The 19037-nt window shown below is 67.9% G+C and carries 13 protein-coding genes; 7 read left to right on the top strand and 6 right to left on the bottom strand.

All coding sequences use genetic code 11. The features are described 5' to 3' along the window. Positions 1-63 precede the first annotated feature (63 nt). The 4 genes from DSHI_RS15020 to xdhA are packed head-to-tail and all read right to left on the bottom strand — an operon-like array spanning position 64 to position 6348. Entirely contained in the window at positions 64-1599 is a 1536-nt protein-coding gene (locus DSHI_RS15020; RefSeq protein WP_012179622.1) for an ABC transporter ATP-binding protein, read from the bottom strand. Beyond that, on the bottom strand, positions 1596-2558 hold the full coding sequence (gene xdhC, locus DSHI_RS15015; protein ID WP_012179621.1) for a xanthine dehydrogenase accessory protein XdhC: 963 nt from the start codon (positions 2556-2558) through the stop codon (positions 1596-1598). Before xdhC ends, DSHI_RS15020 begins: the two co-directional genes overlap by 4 nt. Continuing rightward, the gene (gene xdhB / locus DSHI_RS15010; RefSeq protein WP_012179620.1) at positions 2555-4900 is read right to left on the bottom strand and encodes a xanthine dehydrogenase molybdopterin binding subunit; all 2346 of its coding nucleotides are present in this window, start codon (positions 4898-4900) and stop codon (positions 2555-2557) included. Before xdhB ends, xdhC begins: the two co-directional genes overlap by 4 nt. Further along, positions 4897-6348 (bottom strand): xanthine dehydrogenase small subunit, encoded by a 1452-nt coding sequence (gene xdhA, locus DSHI_RS15005; protein WP_012179619.1) that lies wholly within the window; start codon positions 6346-6348, stop codon positions 4897-4899. The genes xdhB and xdhA overlap by 4 nt, the downstream gene beginning before the upstream one ends. 245 nt (positions 6349-6593) lie before the next feature. Between xdhA and dnaE the strand changes: the two genes are divergently transcribed. Further along, a complete protein-coding gene (dnaE, locus tag DSHI_RS15000) occupies positions 6594-10088 on the top strand; it encodes a DNA polymerase III subunit alpha (RefSeq protein WP_012179618.1) in 3495 nt (1164 codons plus the stop codon). A 226-nt stretch (positions 10089-10314) separates the two neighbouring features. On the opposite strand, the gene DSHI_RS14995 is transcribed toward dnaE, so the two are convergent. Next, entirely contained in the window at positions 10315-10524 is a 210-nt protein-coding gene (locus DSHI_RS14995) for a SlyX family protein (RefSeq protein WP_012179617.1), read from the bottom strand. A gap of 88 nt (positions 10525-10612) precedes the next feature. Here DSHI_RS14995 and hisS point away from each other — a divergent pair, with 88 nt between their 5' ends. The 5 genes from hisS to DSHI_RS14970 all read left to right on the top strand — a co-directional run bounded on the left by hisS (position 10613) and on the right by DSHI_RS14970 (position 15923). Then, positions 10613-12106: a histidine--tRNA ligase gene (hisS, locus tag DSHI_RS14990; RefSeq protein WP_012179616.1), complete on the top strand. Its 1494-nt coding sequence runs from the start codon at positions 10613-10615 to the stop codon at positions 12104-12106. 3 nt (positions 12107-12109) lie between these two features. Further along, the gene (locus DSHI_RS14985) at positions 12110-13216 is read left to right on the top strand and encodes an ATP phosphoribosyltransferase regulatory subunit (RefSeq protein ID WP_012179615.1); all 1107 of its coding nucleotides are present in this window, start codon (positions 12110-12112) and stop codon (positions 13214-13216) included. Beyond that, positions 13213-13932 carry an ATP phosphoribosyltransferase gene (gene hisG, locus DSHI_RS14980; protein ID WP_012179614.1) on the top strand — a complete coding sequence of 240 codons (720 nt, stop codon included), beginning with the start codon at positions 13213-13215 and terminating at the stop codon, positions 13930-13932. The genes DSHI_RS14985 and hisG overlap by 4 nt, the downstream gene beginning before the upstream one ends. Further along, the gene (gene panC, locus DSHI_RS14975) at positions 13929-14774 is read left to right on the top strand and encodes a pantoate--beta-alanine ligase (protein WP_012179613.1); all 846 of its coding nucleotides are present in this window, start codon (positions 13929-13931) and stop codon (positions 14772-14774) included. The genes hisG and panC overlap by 4 nt, the downstream gene beginning before the upstream one ends. 72 nt (positions 14775-14846) lie before the next feature. Further along, complete coding sequence (locus tag DSHI_RS14970) at positions 14847-15923, top strand: PLP-dependent cysteine synthase family protein (protein WP_280985182.1); 1077 nt, start codon at positions 14847-14849, stop codon at positions 15921-15923. A gap of 213 nt (positions 15924-16136) precedes the next feature. Here the strand turns inward: DSHI_RS14970 and DSHI_RS14965 are convergent, their stop codons facing one another. Continuing rightward, complete coding sequence (locus DSHI_RS14965; protein ID WP_044028956.1) at positions 16137-16568, bottom strand: DUF1489 family protein; 432 nt, start codon at positions 16566-16568, stop codon at positions 16137-16139. Between the two features lie 165 nt (positions 16569-16733). Here DSHI_RS14965 and DSHI_RS14960 point away from each other — a divergent pair, with 165 nt between their 5' ends. Continuing rightward, positions 16734-19031 (top strand): adenosylcobalamin-dependent ribonucleoside-diphosphate reductase, encoded by a 2298-nt coding sequence (locus DSHI_RS14960; RefSeq protein WP_012179610.1) that lies wholly within the window; start codon positions 16734-16736, stop codon positions 19029-19031. The last annotated feature ends 6 nt before the right edge of the window (positions 19032-19037 follow it).

Genomic DNA, 19037 nt, shown 5'->3' with positions numbered 1-19037 from the left:
TGGGGGCCGCCGGCGGGAATATTCAGGGACTTCAGGCAGGTGCTCATGCGGCGGATGGCGCGGTCAGGCATGGAGGACCGCCTCCGCGTTCGGGTCGGGCAGGTCCATGTCATGGGCACCGCCCAGCATCAGCCCGATCTGCTCCACCGTCAGGCCCGCGGCGGGGACCTTGCCGCTCAGCCGTCCGCCGTTCAGCGCGGCGAAAGTGTCGGAGATCTCCATCAGCTCGTCCAGGTCCTGACTGATCACCACCACGGCGGTGCCGCCCGCGGCCAGATCCAGGAGGGCCTGCCGGATCGCGGCGGCGGCGGAAGCGTCCACTCCCCAGGTCGGCTGGTTCACGATCAGCACCTCGGGCCGCTGCAGCACCTCGCGCCCGATCACGAATTTCTGCAGGTTGCCGCCCGACAGGGCCCGGGCTGCAGCCTCGGGGCCGGGGGTGCGCACATCGAAGGTTTCGATGATGCGCTCGGCAAAAGCCCGGGTTTTGGCCCAGTCGAGAAAGCCGTTGCGCGTCAGCTTCTCGCGCACCGACCCGGTCAGCAGGGCGTTTTCGGTCAGGCTCATGTCCGGGGCGGCGGCGTGGCCGAGGCGCTCTTCGGGGCCGCTGAGCACGCCAAGCTGGCGCCGCGCCGCCGGGCCGATCTTCGAGATTGGTGTGCCGTGCAGGAAGATCGCATCCTCGGCCCGCCGCTCCCCCGAGATCGCCGAGAGCAGCTCGTCCTGCCCGTTCCCGGCCACCCCGCCGATGCCCAGCACCTCGCCCGCGCGCACCTCCAGCGAGATGTCGCGCAGGGGGGTGCCGAAGGGCGTCGTGGCCGGTTGCGACAGACCGCGCAATTCCAGCACCGGCGCGCCAAAGGCGTTGCCGGCCGATTTCGTCTGCTGCAGGGTCTTGCCGACCATCATCTCGGCCAGCTCGCGCGCCGATTTCTCCCGCGGGTCGCAGGTGGCGACTACCTTGCCCAGCCGCAGGATCGTGGCACTGTCGCAAAGCGCCCGGATCTCTTCGAGCTTGTGGGAGATATAGAGGATCGCGGTGCCCTCGTCGCGCAGTTTGCGCAGCGTCGCGAAAAGGATGTCGACCTCCTGCGGGGTCAGCACCGAGGTCGGCTCGTCCATGATCAGCAGCTTGGGCTCCTGCAACAGGCAACGGATGATCTCCACCCGCTGGCGCTCGCCCGCGCTGAGCGTGCCGACCAGCCGCGACGGGTCCAGCGGCAGGCCGTAGGCCTGGCTGACCTGGGTGATCCGGGCGGCGAGGTCACGCATCTTCGGCGGGTCCTCCATCCCGAGGGCGATGTTCTCGGCCACGGTCAGCGCCTCGAACAGGCTGAAATGCTGGAACACCATCGCCACACCGGCGCTGCGCGCGGCGCGCGGTTCTGGCGGGGCGAAAGGCACACCGCCAAAGGTCATGGTTCCGCTATCCGGGCGCACGAGGCCATAGATCATCTTGACCAGGGTGGATTTGCCCGCGCCGTTCTCGCCCAGCAGGGCATGGACCTCGCCCTCGGCGATTTCGAACGAGACGTCGTCATTGGCGACCACGCCGGGATAGGCCTTGGTCAGCCCCGCGACGCGCAAGAGGGCCGTCATCGGGCAGCGGCCTCAGCGGACGCAGGGTATGCGGAGGATTGCATCATCTGCCCGGAAAGTAGGCTGGAAGCCACGCCCACCGCAATGGCTTGTGGGTGTTTGCCCAAGGCCGGGTCGCCAATCGGGCAGGTGATGCGCGAAATTTGGGCATCCGCATGGCCCAGCTGGCGCAGCCGCGACCGGAACCGCGCCCATTTCGTCGCCGACCCGATCAACCCGATCCCCGCCGCGGGCCGGGACAGCAGCGCATGGCACAGGGCGAGATCGAGCGCATGGGAATAGGTCAGGATCAGGTGCACCGCGTCCTCGGACGCGCGCCCCGCCGCCAGTGCCGGGTCAGCGGCTGGCAGGACCGTGACACCCGCGGGCAGGGCCTCTGGGAAACGCTCCGGCCCGGTATCCACCCATGTGATCGCGAAATCCGGCAGGGGGGCGAGCGTGTGTACCAGGGCCCGGCCCACATGTCCGGCCCCGTAGATCCAGAGCGGCCGTGTGGCGCGCGCCATTGGCTCCAGCACCCAGCCTGCGCGCAGGGTCAGCGACGCGGCATGCCCCTCGCCTCGGGCAGTGCGCAGCGCCTTGCGGACGCTGAGCGGCATCTGCGCCGGGCCACCGGGGGCGGGGCGGGCGAAGATCGCGCCCTCCATATGATCCAGCCGGGCCGCATCGAAGCGCTCGGTCAGCAAGGTCACCGCCCCGCCGCAGCATTGGCCCAGCCCCGGGCCGAGCGGCGCGTGGTCCAGCCGGTCGGTGCCGTCGCGCAGCACTATCCGGGCGCGGGCCGCGGCCTCGAATTCGAGCGCGCCGCCACCGATGGTGCCGGATTGCCCGCCCTCCCAGACCAGCATCGCCGCCCCCACCTCGCGCGGGACCGAACCCTTGATGCCTGCGACCACCACCCGGGCGACCGCGCCATGGGCGGCCACCGCGGCGCGCAGGGCGTCCGCGTCCAAGCTCATGCCCGCACCCGCTCGATCGCCCAGAGCAACCGCTCCGGCGTGGCGGGCGCATCCAGCGCGGGATAGACCGTCCCGTCGCCGCAGGCGGCCACCGCGTCCGACAGCGCCATGAGCGCCGAGATGCCCAGCATCAGCGGCGGCTCCCCCACGGCCTTGGAGCGGTACACGGTCTCTTCGCGGTTCTCTCCCTCCCACAGCGCCACGTTGAATACCGGCGGCGTGTCCCCGGTCGCGGGGATCTTGTAGGTGGCGGGCGCATGGGTGCGCAGCCGGCCCCGATCGTCCCAGACCAGTTCCTCCGTGGTCAGCCAGCCCGCGCCCTGCACATAACCGCCCTCGATCTGCCCGATATCGAGCGCGGGGTTCAGGGAGGCGCCGCAATCATGCAGGATATCGGTGCGCAGGATGCGGTTCTCGCCGGTCAGCGTATCCACCACCACCTCGGTTACTGCCGCGCCATAGGCGAAGTAGAAAAACGGCCGCCCGGTGCCCTTGATCCGGTCCCAGACGATCTTGGGCGTCTTGTAGAACCCCGTGGCCGACAGGCTGATCCGGGCCATGTAGGCTTTCTGCACCGCCTCGGCGAAGCCGTAGGTCGCGCCGCCCACATGGACGAGACCATCCGCGAAGCGCACCGTGGCCGGATCGGCCTGATGCTCCTCGGCGAGGAAGGCCGCGATCCGGTCGCGGATCGTGTCGCAGGCCGCCTGCACCGCCATGCCGTTCAGGTCCGAGCCCGACGAGGCCGCGGTGGCGGAGGTGTTGGGCACCTTGCCCGTATCCGTGGCCGTGATCTTCACCGCGCCGATATCGACCCCGAACCGGGCCGCGGCCACCTGTGCGACCTTCTGGAACAGGCCTTGCCCCATCTCGGTGCCGCCATGGTTCATGTGGATCGAGCCATCGGTATACACATGCACCAGGGCCCCCGCCTGGTTGAGATGGGTCAGCGTGAAAGAGATACCGAACTTCACCGGCGTCAGCGCGATCCCGCGCTTGAGGATCGGGCTTTCGGAATTCCACGCCCGGATCTCGGCCCGGCGCACTCCGTAATCCGCTGTCTCGGCCAGCCGATCCGTCAGCCCGTGCAGGATGAAATCCTCCACCTCCATGTGATAGGGCGTGGTCTGAACCGGCGGAGCCTCTGCCTTCTCAGGTCCGGAAATATCCTCGGGGGGTGTGGGGGGCAGACAGCCCCCCGCTTCGGCATAGTAATTCAGGCGCCGCACTTCGAGCGGATCGCGCCCGACCGCGAAGGCCACGTGATCGAGCACCCGCTCGATCCCGACCATGCCCTGCGGACCGCCGAAGCCGCGAAAGGCGGTGTTGGACTGGGTGTTCGTGCGCAGCCGGTGGGAGCGGATCGAGACATGCTCCAGATGATAGGCATTATCCGCATGCAGCATCGCCCGGTCCGCCACGGGCAGGCTGAGGTCGAGCGACCAGCCGCAGCGGCAGTATTGCTCGAAGGCGAGCCCGAGGATGCGCCCCTCTTCGTCGATGCCGACCTTGTAGTCGATGCGGAAATCGTGGCGCTTGCCGGTGATGACCATGTCGTCATCGCGGTCATAGCGCATCTTGGCGGGCCGTCCGGTCAGGGCCGCAACCACCGCGCTGGCGCAGGCCAGCGCATTGCCCTGGCTTTCCTTGCCGCCGAACCCGCCGCCCATGCGGCGCACCTCCACCCGGACGGCGTTCATGGGCACGCCCAGGGCCTCGGCCACCTTGTGCTGGATCTCGGTCGGGTGCTGGGACGAGGAATGCACGACCATGTCGCCGCCTTCCTGCGGCAGGGCGAGTGCGGCCTGCCCTTCGAGGTAGAAATGCTCCTGCCCGCCGATCTCGATCCGCCCTTCGATCACCTTCGGGGCCGCGGCGAGCGCGGCGTCCGCATCGCCCTTGGTGTAATGGCGCGGGGCGTCCTCGAAGATCGCCCCGGCCGCAAGCGCGTCGTCGATGCTCAGAAGCGCCGGTTTTTCCGCATAGACGATCTTCGCCCGGCGCACCGCCTTGCGCGCGGCAAGATGGCTCTCGGCGGCCACCAGGAAAATGGGCTGGCCAACGTAATGCACCTGGCCCGTGGCCAGCATCGGCTCCGGCAGGGGCGAGGGGGAGACGTCGTTGTGATGCGGCAGGTCATCGGCGGTCAGAACCGCGACCACGCCCGGGGCGGCGCGCACCTCCGAGAGATCGATCGCGGTGATCTCCCCATGGGCAATCTCGCTCAGCCCGAAGGCCAGGTGCAGCGCATTGGCGGGGGTGGGAATGTCGTCGACATAGCGCGCCGCCCCGGTGACATGGAGCGCGGCGGCATCATGGGGCAGGGGTTTGGCGACGCTCATGACGCCACCTCCCGCAGGTCGGTTCGGGTGCCTTCGGTCTCGTGGAAATAGCGGACCAGCATGTTCTGCGCCGTCCGGAGCCGATAGGCCGCCGAGGCACGCATATCCGACATCGGCGCGTAGTCGTCGCCCATCCACTCGGCGGCGGCGGTGACGGTCTCCAGCGACCAGGGGGCGGAGATCAAGGCTGTTTCAACAGCCTTGGCCCGGTGGGGCGTGCCCGCCATGCCGCCGAACGCGATGCGCGCCCCGGTCACCCGGCCTTCGGCCAGGGTGATGTTGAACGCGCCGCAGACGGCGGAGATATCCTGGTCCATTCGTTTCGACAGCTTGTAGACCCGCAAGCCGTCGTGGCCGCGCGGGATGGTAATCGCCTCGACGAATTCGCCGGGGGCGCGGTCCTGGTTGCCATAGGCAAGGAAGAAGTCTTCGAGCGGCATCTCGCGGCGGCTGTCGCCCTTGCGCAGGTGCAGGGTGGCGCCGAGCGCGATGAGCGGCGGCGGGCTGTCCCCGATGGGCGAGCCGTTGGCGATATTGCCGCCCAGGGTCGCGGCGTTGCGCACCTGCACCGAGCCGTAGCGGCGCAGCATCTCGGCAAAGCTCGGGTGCTCCGCTCGGACGGTTTCCAGCAGCGCGGAAATCGTGACCATGGCCCCGAGCCGCCAGTGGGTGTCCGTGGTCTCGATCGTCTTGAGGTCGTCGCAGCGGTTCAGGAAGGCAATCGGGGCGAGCTCGCGCAGCTGTTTCGTGACCCACAGCCCCACATCCGTCGCCCCGGCCACGAGGGTGGCGTCGGGATGTTCGGCATACCATGCGGCGAGCGCGTCGGAGGAGCGCGGCTGCGCCCAGAGCGCATCCACGCCCGCCTCCGCGCCCGCTGTCGTGTCCTCCCGGACCGCGTTTAAGCTTGTGTCCTCCCGGACCGCGGTAAAGCTTGTGTCCTCCTGGATATGCGGCAAGGCAGGCTCGGCCATCCAGTCCGGCACCGGGGCTTCGGCGGCGGCTTCGGCGGCGCGCAGGATCGGGGCGTATCCGGTGCAGCGGCAAAGGTTGCCCGCCAGCTGGTCGGCGTGATCCGTTTCCCCCCTCGTGTGGGCGCAGGCCATTGCCGCGATGAAGCCAGGGGTGCAGAACCCGCATTGGGAGCCGTGATGGGCCACCATCGCCGCCTGCACCGGGTGCAGGCTGCCATCCGGGCCGCTGATCCCCTCGACCGTGCGCACCGCCTTGCCCTGCAGTTGCGGCAGGAACAGGATGCAGGCATTCAGGGTCCGCGGACCGTCCGCATCGCTCACGATCACCGTACAGGCCCCGCAATCGCCCTCGTTGCAGCCTTCCTTGGTGCCGGTCAGCCCGCGCCGTTCGCGCAGCCAGTCCAGCAAGGTGCGCGTGGGCGCCTCGTCTGCCACGCGCACGGTCTCTCCGTTCAGAAGAAACGTGGTCTCCATGAATATATTGCCCGCCGCGTTACCAGGTTGGGTCTCTGTCGTGCCCGGTCGATGCGGCGTAGACCGGGCCGTGAATGCACCCGAGGAAAGCGGGAAAAACCCAGTTTGGCAAGTGGGTTTGCAGGCGGAAGGCCCGCCCAGACCTCCGGCAGCCCTCTGGGCCCAGGTTGGAATGACCCCTGCCGACGCGCATATCTCGCGGCAGGCTCTTGGCGGGCCACCAGATGTCGCGCTAGGGTCGCGGCATGACCCAGCCCCCCCGATTCATCCATCTCCGCCTGCACACCGAATACTCCCTACTCGAAGGGGCCATGCGGCTGAAAAAGCTGCCCGATCTCGTCGCCGCGGCCGAGATGCCCGCGATTGCGATCACCGACACCAACAACATGTTCGCCGCCCTGGAGGCGTCGGAGGCTCTGTCCAAGGCCGGCATCCAGCCGATCATCGGCTGCCAGGTGGATGTCGCGTTCGACCCGGCCGCCCCGGGCGAGCGTCCGCGCGCGCCTGCGCCCGTTGTCCTGCTGGCCCAGACCGAGGCGGGCTATGAAAACCTCATGGCGCTCAACACCTGTCTTTATGTGGACAAGGGCGGCCAGCTGCCCCAAATCACGGTGGAGGAACTCGCCGCCAATGGCAGCGACCTGATCTGCCTGACGGGCGGGCCGCGCGGCCCGTTGGGGCGGTTCCTGTCGGCAGGCCAAAGGCCCAAGGCACAGGCCCTGATGGCGCGCCTGGCCGAGATCTTCGGCGACCGGCTCTATGTGGAGTTGCACCGCCACCCGGGCGATCCGCTCTGCGCCGAGACCGAGCCGGGGTTCCTCGATCTGGCCTACGACATGAACCTGCCGCTGGTGGCAACCAATGACGTCTATTTCCCCGACCCGGGGATGTACGAGGCCCATGATGCCCTGATCTGCATCGCCGAGGGCGCTTATGTCGACCAGCAGGCCCCGCGCCGCCGCCTGACCGATCAGCATTACTTCAAGTCCCAGACCGAGATGGCGACGCTGTTCGCGGACCTGCCCGAGGCGTTGGAGAATACCATTGAGATCGCGCGCCGCTGCGCCTTCAAGGCCTTCAAGCGCGACCCGATCCTGCCACGCTTCGCCGAGGACGAGGTCGAGGAACTGCGCCGCCAGTCCCGCGAAGGGCTCAAGGCGCGGCTCGCGGTGATCCCCCACGCGGCCCCGGTGGAAGAGTATGAAAAGCGGCTGGAATTCGAGCTCGACATCATCGAGGGGATGGGGTTTCCCGGCTACTTCCTCATCGTGGCCGACTTCATCAAATGGGCCAAGGATCGCGGCATTCCCGTGGGGCCCGGGCGCGGCTCCGGCGCGGGCAGCCTTGTGGCCTATGCGCTGACGATCACCGATCTCGACCCGCTGCGCTACTCGCTCCTGTTCGAGCGCTTCCTGAACCCCGAGCGGATCTCGATGCCCGATTTCGACATCGACTTCTGCATGGATCGCCGCGAAGAGGTGATCCACTACGTTCAGGAGAAATACGGCCGCGACAAGGTGGGCCAGATCATCACCTTCGGCGCGCTTCTGTCAAAGGCCGCCGTGCGCGACGTCGGCCGGGTGCTGCAGATGCCCTACGGGCAGGTGGACCGGCTGTCGAAGATGATCCCGGTCGAGGGCGTCAAGCCCGTCTCGATCGAGAAGGCGCTGAAGGACGAGCCGCGCCTGGCCGAGGAGGCGAAAGCCGAGGAGGTCGTCGAGCGGCTGCTGAAATACGGCATGCAGGTCGAGGGGCTCTTGCGCAACGCCTCCACCCACGCCGCCGGGGTGGTGATCGGCGACCGGCCGCTCGACAAGCTCGTGCCGCTCTACCAGGATCCGCGGTCGGACATGCCCGCCACCCAGTTCAACATGAAATGGGTGGAACAGGCGGGGCTGGTGAAGTTCGACTTCCTCGGGCTGAAAACCCTGACCGTGATCGAGAACGCGGTGAAGCTGATCCGGGCCACCGGGCGCGACCTGCATGTGGCCGCCGACGGCACTGAATTGTATTCTCCCGCGCCGGGCACCGAGAACGACATCAACGCGATCCCGCTGGATGACGAGGCGTCCTACAAACTTTATGCCTCGGCCAAGACTGTCGCCGTGTTCCAGGTGGAAAGCACGGGCATGATGGACGCCCTGCGCCGGATGAAACCCACCTGCATCGAGGACATCATCGCGCTCGTGGCGCTCTATCGACCCGGCCCGATGGAGAACATCCCCAAGTATTGCGAGGTCAAGAACGGCCTGTCGGAGCGCGACCTGCTCCATCCGACCGTGGATCACATCCTCGACGAGACCCAGGGCATCATCGTATACCAGGAACAGGTGATGCAGATCGCTCAGGAGATGGCGGGCTATTCCCTGGGCGGCGCGGACATGCTGCGCCGCGCGATGGGCAAGAAGATCCAGGAGGCCATGGATGCCGAGCGGCCCAAGTTCCTGGCCGGGGCCGCCGAGAACGGCGTCGACAAGGACAAGGCGCTGGAGGTCTGGCACCTCCTGGACAAGTTCGCCAATTACGGCTTCAACAAGTCCCACGCGGCAGCCTATGCGGTGGTCAGCTACCAGACCGCCTGGCTGAAGGCGAACCACCCGGTGGAGTTCATGGCCGGGGTGATGAACTGCGATATCCACCTGACCGACAAGCTGGCCGTCTATGCCGAAGAGGTCCGGCGCGGCCTGGGGCTTGAGATCGTGCCACCTTGCGTGAACCGCTCGCGCGCGAGCTTCTCCGTCGCCGAGGGCAAGCTGGTCTACGGGCTCGGCGCGCTGAAGAACGTCGGAGCCGACGCGATGGAACTGGTGGTGACCGGGCGCGGCGACAAACCCTTCGCGACACTCTTTGACCTGGCGCGGCGGGTCGACCTGAAACGCGTCGGCAAGCGCCCGCTGGAAATGCTGGCGCGTGCCGGGGCCTTCGACCAGCTCGACCCGAACCGCCGCCGCGTGTTCCAGAGCCTCGACGGCCTTGTGGCCTACTCGGCCGCGATCCACGAACAACGCGCCTCGGCCCAGGTCTCGCTCTTCGGGGAGGCGGGAGAGGATCTGCCCGAACCGCGCATCCTGCCCTGCGACGACTGGCTGCCCGCCGAGCGGCTGGCCGAGGAACACAAGGCGATCGGCTTCTATCTCTCGGGCCACCCGCTGGACGACTACATGGGCGCGCTGAAACGCAAGGGCGTCGTCACGCTCGAAGCCCTCGCGCGCAAGGTGGAAACCGGCGCCGCCGTGGCCAAGATCGCGGGCACCATCGCAGGCCGGCAGGAGCGGAAATCGGCCCGCGGCAACCGGTTCGCCTTCGTGCAGGCCTCGGATCCCACGGGGCTCTACGAGGTGACGGTGTTCTCCGACACGCTTGAGAAGGTCCGCGATCACCTCGAGACCGGCAAGAACGTGGTGATGCAGGTCGAAGCGACCCTGGAGGCGGATCAGCTGAAGCTGCTCTGCCGGTCCGCCGCCCCCATCGACGACGCGGTGGCCGATGCGCGCGGCGCGATGATGGGCCTGCGCGTCTTCGTGGAGGCCGAGGCCGCCCTGCCCAATATCGCGGGGCTTTTGGGCCGGATGGCCGAAGACCCGAGCATCCGTACCCGCGGCCCGGTCACCCTGGCCCTGATCGATCCCGACCTGCCGGGCGAGGTCGACGTCCTGCTCGGCGAGGCCCTGCCCGTGAACCCGCAGATCAAGGGCGCGCTCAAGAGCCTCGCCGGTGTCGCGCTGGTCGAGGAGATGTGAGGGCGTGCCGCGCCCAGCCGGGGCAAAGCGGTTTGGAAACCGCTTCTTCGGCCCAGCTGCGCTAGGCCGATCCGTCCTGCGGCCGGAGCCTCCGGCGGGGATATTTTAAGACTTGAGCAACCGGAATCGTTCCACACTCAGGTCACGGTACAGGCGGGGACGCCGATGGCCGTGACTTGAGGGATGCCTCGTCCGACAGGGCGGGGCATTCTTGTTTTCGGTGGGTTCAGTAATGCGGTGGGCGCTCGTCGGCGAGGATCACGCCGCCGGTGCCCTCGGCCTCCCGCGCGGCACTCTGGTCGCGCAACCGGCGCAGTTGCAGCTCCATCCGGTCGATCTGCCTGGCCTGGCCCGCCACCACCTCGGACAACTCGTCCACGGTCTTCTCCAGATGGGCCAGTTTCTCTTCCAGCCTGGCGGTATCGTGCTGTGTCATGGCGTCCTCCTCTGCGGGTCCGTGCCCGCCTTGCTCCCTCGGCTCGCCTCGGCTAAACGCAGCCCCACCAGACCCGAGGGACCCGAGAATGGCCAAGCCCAAGAAGACCCCGCGCCCCAAGGCCCAGACGCCCAAGGGCTTTCGCGACTATTTCGGCACTGAGGTGACCGAACGCAAGGCCATGCTCGACAAGATCGCCGAGGTGTATCACCTGTACGGGTTCGACCCGCTGGAAACCTCCGCCGTCGAGACGGTCGAGGCGCTGGGCAAGTTCCTGCCGGACGTGGACCGGCCCAACGAAGGCGTCTTTGCCTGGCAGGAAGACGACGCGGACTGGCTGGCGCTGCGCTACGACCTGACCGCGCCGCTCGCCCGGGTCGCCGCCCAGTACCGCAACGACCTGCCCAGCCCCTATCGGCGCTACGCCATGGGCCCGGTCTGGCGCAACGAGAAACCCGGCCCGGGGCGGTTCCGGCAGTTCTATCAATGCGATGCGGACACCGTGGGCGCGCCCAGCGTGGCGGCGGATGCCGAGGTCTGCGCGATGCTCGCCACAGCGCTCGAGGCCGTGGGGATCGCCCGCGGCGACTACATCGTGCGGGTAAATAATCGAAAAGTACTGAACGGCGTATTCGAGAGCGCTGGTCTGCTGGATTCCGAATACCTCGCAGACAACCTAAAGCGCGTGGGAATTGCGATCCGCGCCGTCGATAAGTTTGATCGTTTGGGTTCGGACGGGGTGAAAGCTCTTCTCGGTAAGGGGAGAGAGGATGAAAGCGGAGCGTTTGTAGAAGGTGCCAATCTAGCAGAGTGGCAAATTGACCGTATTTTAGGGTTCGCGACGGCAAAGCAATCAACCGAATTGGAGACGCTTGATCGTCTTACAGAACTCGTTGGCAACTCAGATGAAGGTTTGCAGGGCGTTGAAGAGCTCAAGCACATCTCGGATCTGCTTTCCGCCCAGGGCTTCGGCCCCGATCGCATCGTCATCGACCCCTCCGTCGTGCGCGGGCTGGGCTACTACACCGGTCCGGTCTTCGAGGCGGAACTGACCTTCGAGGTCCAGAACGACAAGGGCCAGACCGTGCAATTCGGCTCCGTCGCGGGTGGCGGGCGCTATGACGACCTGGTCAAGCGCTTCACCGGGCAGGCGGTGCCGGCGACGGGGGTCTCCATCGGCGTCGACCGGCTGCTCGCGGCCCTGCGCGCCAAGGGGCAGGCGCAAACCGCGGCCCCCGGCCCGGTGATCGTCACCGTCATGGACCGCGACCGGATCGCCGACTACCAGGCCATGGTCGGCACCCTGCGGGACGCGGGCATCCGGGCCGAGCTCTACCTCGGGAACCCCAAGAATTTCGGCAACCAGCTCAAATACGCTGACAAGCGCGCCGCTCCCGTGGCCGTGATCCAGGGCAGTGACGAGGCCGCCCGCGGCGTGGTCCAGATCAAGGACCTCGTACTCGGTGCGCAGATCGCAGAAAGCGCCAGCCTCGATGAATGGAAATCGCAACCGGCCCAACGGGAGGTTCCCGTGGCCGACCTTGTGGCCGAGGTGCAGGCCATTCTCGCGCGCGGGGCCTGAGCCGTGACCATTTCCCAACGGGATCGCGCCGTGGCCGCGCGCCTCTTCGCGGCCTTCTTGGATGCGGGCGCCGTGCCGGTGGAGGCCGACATCCTCCAACCGGCCGAAACCCTGCTCGATCTCTATGGCGAGACCATCCGCCACCGCGCTTATGTCACTGCCGACCCGGTGCGCGGCGAACAGATGCTGCGCCCGGATTTCACCGTCCCCGTGGTGCAGATGCACATGGCGGGCGGGGCGGAGCCTGCGCGCTACGCCTATGCCGGGGAGGTCTTCCGCAAGCAGGAGGCCGGGGTCGAGCGCCCGCGCGAGTTCCTGCAAGTGGGCTACGAGGTTTTCGACGGCGCTGACCCCGCGGCCGCCGATGCGGAGGTCTTCGCCCTGCTGCGCGCCCAGTTCGGTGCCATCCCGACCCGGCCGGTGATCGGTGACATCGCGATCCTGCGCGCGGCGATCTCTGGGCTGTCCACCACCGACGAACGCAAGGCCGCCCTGCGCCGCCACATCTGGCGTCCCCGCCGGTTCCGGGCGCTGCTCGACCGGTTCGGCGGGCGACTGCCCGTGCCCGAAGGGCGGCGCGCGCTGGCCAGGGCCGTGGCCGATCGGGGCGTGGCCGAGGTACTGGCCGCGCACGGGCCTGACATGGGCCTGCGCAGCCCGGCGGAGGTGCTGGCCCGGGTCGAAACCCTGCAGGCCGACCTCGCCGCCCCGCCGATCCCGGCGGCGGAGGTCGCGGTGCTGGAGGATATCTCCCGCCTGCGCGAATCCGCCCCCATGGCGCTGGAGCGGCTGCGCGATCTCGCGGTGGACATCCCCGAGCTGACCCCTGCGCTCGACGGGCTGGAGGCGCGGCTGGACGCGCTGGCGGCCCTCGGTCAGACGCCCGAAACCCTAGAATTCGACGGTACCTACGGGCGCGCGTCGCTGGAATATTACGACGGCTTCGTCTTCGGCATCTTCGCCCGCGCGCGCCCCCACATGGCCCCCGTCGCTTCGGGCGGGCGCTACGACGCGCTGACGGCGGTGCTGGGCCAGGGCCGTGCGATCCCGGCGGTGGGCGGCGTGATCCGCCCGGGCCTGCTGGCGCAGCTGGAGGAGGCCCGGACATGACCCTCAAGCTCGGCGTGCCGTCCAAGGGGCGGCTGATGGACAAGACCTTCGACTGGTTCGGCAGGCACGGCATCACCCTGCAGCGCACGGGCTCGGAGCGGGAATATGCCGGCTCGGTCGACGGGGTCGACGGCGTGGCGCTGGTGCTCCTGTCGGCGGGCGAGATCCCGCGCGAGCTCGCGGCCGGACGCATCCATCTCGGCGTGACCGGCACCGACCTGGTGCAGGAAAAGCTGCCCGACTGGATGCGCCAGGTCCGCAGCATCGCGCCCCTGGGATTCGGTCATGCGGACCTGATCCTCGCGGTGCCGAAATGCTGGATCGATGTGGAAACGCTGGACGATCTCGACGCCGTCGCGGCCCAGTTCCGCGCCAATCACGGCTTTCGTTTGCGCATTGCCACCAAGTACCACCGCCTGGTTCACAGCCACCTGAGCGCCCATGGCGTCGCCGACTACCAACTGGTCGACAGCCAGGGCGCCACCGAGGGCACGGTCGCCAACCTGACCGCCGAGGCAATCGCCGACATCACCTCGACGGGGGAGACTTTGCGTGCCAATCACCTCAAGATATTGAAGGGGGAGCCTGTCCTGAAATCCCAGGCCACCCTGTTTGCCTCGCGCATGGCCGACTGGGATCCCACGGCGCGCGCCGCGATGCGGGCCCTGGGGGCGGCCATGGGACGGGACGACGCGACGGACGGAGTGTTCCAATGACGGATGTGATGCGGGATGTGGCCTCCCTGCGGATGCTGCAGGGGATGTGGCGCCGCGCGGGCGAGACCGTGGGCCTGGTGCCGACCATGGGCGCGCTCCACGATGGGCACATGGCCCTGGCGCGCGCGGCGCGGGAGGAATGCGGCAAGGTGATCGCGACGATTTTCGTGAACCCGACGCAATTCGGGCCGACAGAGGATCTCGACGCCTATCCCAACACGTTCGACTCGGATCTGCACATGCTGCGCGAGGTCGGGGTGGACGTGGTCTTCGCCCCCACCCGCGACGTGATGTATCCCGCAGGCTTCGGCACCACGGTGAAGGTCGCCGGGCTGACCGCGCCGCTCTGCGGTGCTGCGCGGCCCGGGCATTTCGACGGGGTCACGCAGGTGGTGGCGAAGCTGCTGAACCTGGGCCAGGCGGATCGCGCCTATTTCGGCCAGAAGGACTGGCAGCAACTCGCCGTGGTCCGGCAAATGGTGCGCGACCTGAACTTCCCGACCGAGATCGTCGGCATCCCCACGGTGCGGGCCGAGGACGGGCTCGCGCTCAGCTCGCGCAACGCCTATCTGACCGAGGCCGAGCGCGAGATCGCGCCGATCCTCTACCGCACCATCCGCGACGCGGCCGCACGGGTCGCGGCGGGTCACGGAGCGACCGGCGTGTGCGAGGCGGCGGCGCGCGGCCTGCTGGGCAAGGGATTCACCCGGATCGACTACCTCGAATGCCGGGACGCTACGACGCTGGCGCCGGCAGAAACCCCGGACCCCGGCACGGCGCGGATCTTCGTTGCCGCCCAACTCGGCGGGGCCCGCCTGATCGACAATGTCTCCGTTGGGTGAAGCGCCTTGCAAGGCGCTTGGCAAGGCCGTTGCAACGGCCTTGGTCGCCGCCGAGGGCGCGGATCACATCGCGTGCAGCTGAGCGCCGCCGCCAGTACCCGCGACTGGGTCGCCGAGGCCGTCCGCAAGCTCGAAGCGGATGTCCAGCGCTCCGCCGACACCCACCTGTTCAAGCTCGAGCTGCCCGGACTGCGCGGCGTGGACCTCTATCTCAAGGACGAGAGCACACACCCTACCGGCAGCCTGAAACACCGGCTGGCGCGATCCCTGTTCCTCTACGCGCTCTGCAACGGCCAGCTGTGCGCAGGCCGCCCGGTGATCGAGGCCTCCTCCGGCAGCACCGCGGTGTCCGAGGCCTATTTCGCCCAGATGCTCGGCCTGCCCTTCATCGCGGTGATGCCGCGCAGGACCGCGCGCAGCAAGATCGCCGAGATCACGCGCTTCGGCGGCACCTGCCATTTCGTCGACAGCGCGCCCGAGATGCACGCCGCCGCCACCACACTCGCCGCAGAGACCGGCGGCTACTTCATGGACCAGTTCCTCTATGCCGAACGGGCGACGGACTGGCGCGGCAACAACAACATCGCCGAGAGCATCTTTCGCCAGATGGCGCGCGAACGCTTCCCCATCCCCGCCGCCCTGGTGATGAGCGCGGGCACCGGCGGGACCTCGGCCACCCTGGGGCGATACATCCGCTACCGGGGCTTCGAGACGCAGCTGGTGGTGGTCGATCCCGAGAACTCGGTGTTCTACGACAGCTACATGAGCGGGGATGCCACGCTCAGCCGGGCCTGCTCCAGCCGGATCGAGGGGATCGGGCGACCCATCGTGGAGAAATCCTTTCAGCCCGACGTGATCGACACCATGCTGCAGGTGCCCGATACCGCCAGCGTCGCCACCGCCCTGTGGCTGTCGGACCGGATCGGGCGCAAGGTGGGCGGGTCCACGGGCACGAACCTCTGGGGCGCACTGCAGATCGCGGACCGGATGCAGGCGGCAGGCACCGAAGGCTCGATCGTCACGGTGATGTGCGACGCCGGGGAGCGGTATCTCGACACCTATCACGACCCGGACTGGGTGGCGCGGGAGATCGGCGATATCGGGCCTGCGTGCGCCGCGCTCGCCCGCTGGGACCGGCACGCGGGCTGAGCACCCCGGACCGTCCCGCGGCGCACCCGTCGGGCTGGACCAAGGCAATTCGAATTGCCTTGCCAGCGGCACAGGCAGCGCAGGCCGAGCTACGGCAGGTCGGTCTTGAAATCGGGCCCGAGCCTGCCGGATGATCCTTGGGGTTCTGGGTGCAACAGCTTCGGCCGCAGCGCCGGGTCCAAGGCAATGCGAATTGCCTTGCCAGTCGCCCGGTCAGCGCACGCCGATCTCCGCCAGCGCCAGTTCCAGCGTCGGGGGCAGGGTCTCTTCGCGGCGCAGCGCACTGGACAGGTCCGCCGGGGCGTCCTCGGGCGGCAGGTAGCGCCAGCCCTGGAACGGGCGCTTGGGCGCGGCCTCGGTCCGGTGCACCTTCGGGTCCAGAACGATGCCGCAGCGGCGGATGCCGTCGCCTCCGGTGACCTCGTCCAGCCGCAGGATCCGCTGGCGCGCCAGAACGATGCCCTTGAACACCCAGTAGATCGAGCCGCCGTTGAGAACCTCCGCCTCGCGTTTGGGCCACATCCGGGTGACATGCCGGGGCAACCCGTCGGGGCCCTTGGCGCGGGGCGAGGCCTGCCAGTCGGTCAGATCCTCGACCTTCTCCGCCCCGACGCAGAGCTTGATCAGATGTACCGTCTTGTCCACAGGCTTGTCCCCGGTTGCCACCACACTTATCCCCAGAGTCGTCCACAGGGGGCGTCTCCGTCCACCCTGCATATCGTAGTTTGATCGGCGGCATCTGCAACCTGTTGTGTATTTTGTGGTCTCTGGGCTATTGTAGAAGGCCGTTCATCAGAAAGAATCGCTGCCATGACACGCTTTTCCGCGCCGATCTCGGAGTCGATCTGGGACATGAAATACCGCTTCAAGGAGGCGGATGGGACGCCCATCGACGTGACGGTCGAGGACAGCTGGCGCCGGATCGCCCGGGCGCTTGCCTCTGTCGAGTCGGACCCGGCAGCATGGGAGCCGAAGTTCTACGCCGCCCTGGAGGATTTCAAGTTCCTGCCCGCGGGCCGGATCACCGCCGGCGCGGGGACCGAGCGGTCGGTGACCCTGTTCAACTGTTTCGTCATGGGCACGGTGCCGGACGACATGGGCGGGATCTTCGAGGGGCTGAAAGAGGCCGCCCTGACCATGCAGCAGGGCGGCGGCATCGGCTACGATTTCTCGACGATCCGGCCCAAGGGCGCGGCGGTCAAGGGCGTGGCGGCGGATGCCTCGGGGCCGCTGTCCTTCATGGATGTGTGGGACGCCATGTGCCGGACGATCATGTCCGCGGGCTCGCGGCGCGGGGCGATGATGGCCACCATGCGCTGCGACCACCCGGATATCGAGGCGTTCATCGCCGCCAAATCCGACCCGGCGCGGCTGCGGATGTTCAATGTCAGCGTGCTGGTCACCGACGCGTTCATGGAGGCGGTGAAGGCCGACGGCTCCTGGGACCTGGTGTTCGACGGCAAGGTCTATCACACGGTCGAGGCCCGCGACCTGTGGAACAAGATCATGAAGGCGACCTTCGAGTATGCCGAGCCCGGGGTGATCTTCATCGACCGGATCAATGCGGCCAACAACCTGAGCTATTGCGAGACCATCGCGGCGACGAACCCCTGCGGCGAGCAGCCGCTGCCGCCCTATGGCGCCTGCCTTCTGGGGTCAATCAACCTTTCGCGGCTGATCTCGGATCCGTTCGGGGAAGGCGCGGCACTGGACGAGGCGGCGCTGGAGGAGTTGGTCGCCACCGCAGTGCGAATGATGGACAACGTGGTCGATGCCTCCCGCTTCCCGCTGGAGGCGCAGGCCGCCGAGGCCCGCGCCAAGCGCCGGATCGGGCTGGGGGTCACGGGGTTGGCCGACGCGCTTCTGATGGTGGGGCTGCGCTATGGCTCCGAGGCAGCGGCGCGTCAGACCGAGCGCTGGTTGCACCGGATCGCCCGCGCCGCGTACCTGGCGTCGGTGCAACTGGCGACCGAAAAGGGCGCCTTTCCGCTCTTCGAGGCCGACGCCTATCTGCAGTCAGGCACGATGCAGACCATGGACGCCGACGTGCGCGCCGCGATTGCCGAGCACGGGATCCGCAACGCCCTGCTGACCTCGATCGCGCCCACCGGCACGATCAGCCTCTATGCCGGCAACGTGTCCTCGGGGATCGAGCCGGTCTTTGCCTACAGCTACACCCGCAAGGTGCTGCAAAAAGACGGCTCGCGCACCGAGGAAGAGGTGGTGGATTACGCCGTCCAGCTCTGGCGCGAGAAGTTCGGCGATGCGGACCTGCCAGACCACTTCGTCAACGCCCAGACCCTGGCCCCGCTCGACCACGTCCGGATGCAGGCGGCGGCGCAGAAATGGGTCGATTCGAGCATTTCCAAGACGATCAACTGCCCCGAGGATATCAGCTTCGCCGAGTTCAAGGACGTCTACATGGCCGCCTGGGACCAGGGCTGCAAGGGCTGCACGACCTACCGCCCGAACGCCGTGACGGGCTCGGTGCTGAGCGTGTCGGACAGCGCCACCAAGGACAGCGAGGCGGAAAAGGGCGAGGTCAAGCCGGTCTCCGAGGCGCGCCTCGACGGCGACGTGGTCTATATCTCCGAGCCGCTCGACCGGCCCAAGGCGCTGGAGGGGCAGACCTACAAGCTCAAATGGCCGCTGACGGACCACGCGATCTACATCACCATCAACGACGTGATCATCAACGGCCATCGCCGCCCGTTCGAGGTGTTCATCAACTCCAAGAACATGGAGCATTTCGCCTGGACCGTGGCGCTCACGCGGATGATCTCGGCGGTGTTCCGGCGCGGGGGCGACGTGTCCTTCGTGGTCGAAGAGCTCAAGGCCGTGTTCGACCCACGCGGCGGCGCCTGGATGGAAGGCAAGTATGTCCCCTCCATCCTCGCGGCCATCGGCGGGGTGATCGAGCGGCACATGATCGCCACGGGGTTTCTCGAAGGCGAGGGGATGGGCCTGAAGACCGACCCCCAGGCCGAGGTGATGGCCGTCGGCGAGGCGCCGCGCGGCCCGGCCTGCGCGAACTGCGGCAGCCATGCCCTGCGCATGATCGAGGGATGCAACACCTGCGCCGATTGCGGCTTCTCCAAATGCGGCTGACCGATC

Origin of the sequence: Dinoroseobacter shibae DFL 12 = DSM 16493 (assembly GCF_000018145.1) — a bacterium.
Classification (GTDB): domain Bacteria; phylum Pseudomonadota; class Alphaproteobacteria; order Rhodobacterales; family Rhodobacteraceae; genus Dinoroseobacter; species Dinoroseobacter shibae.
Note: the sequence above shows the minus strand (reverse complement) of the source record. Positions and strands in the feature narration are given on the sequence as shown.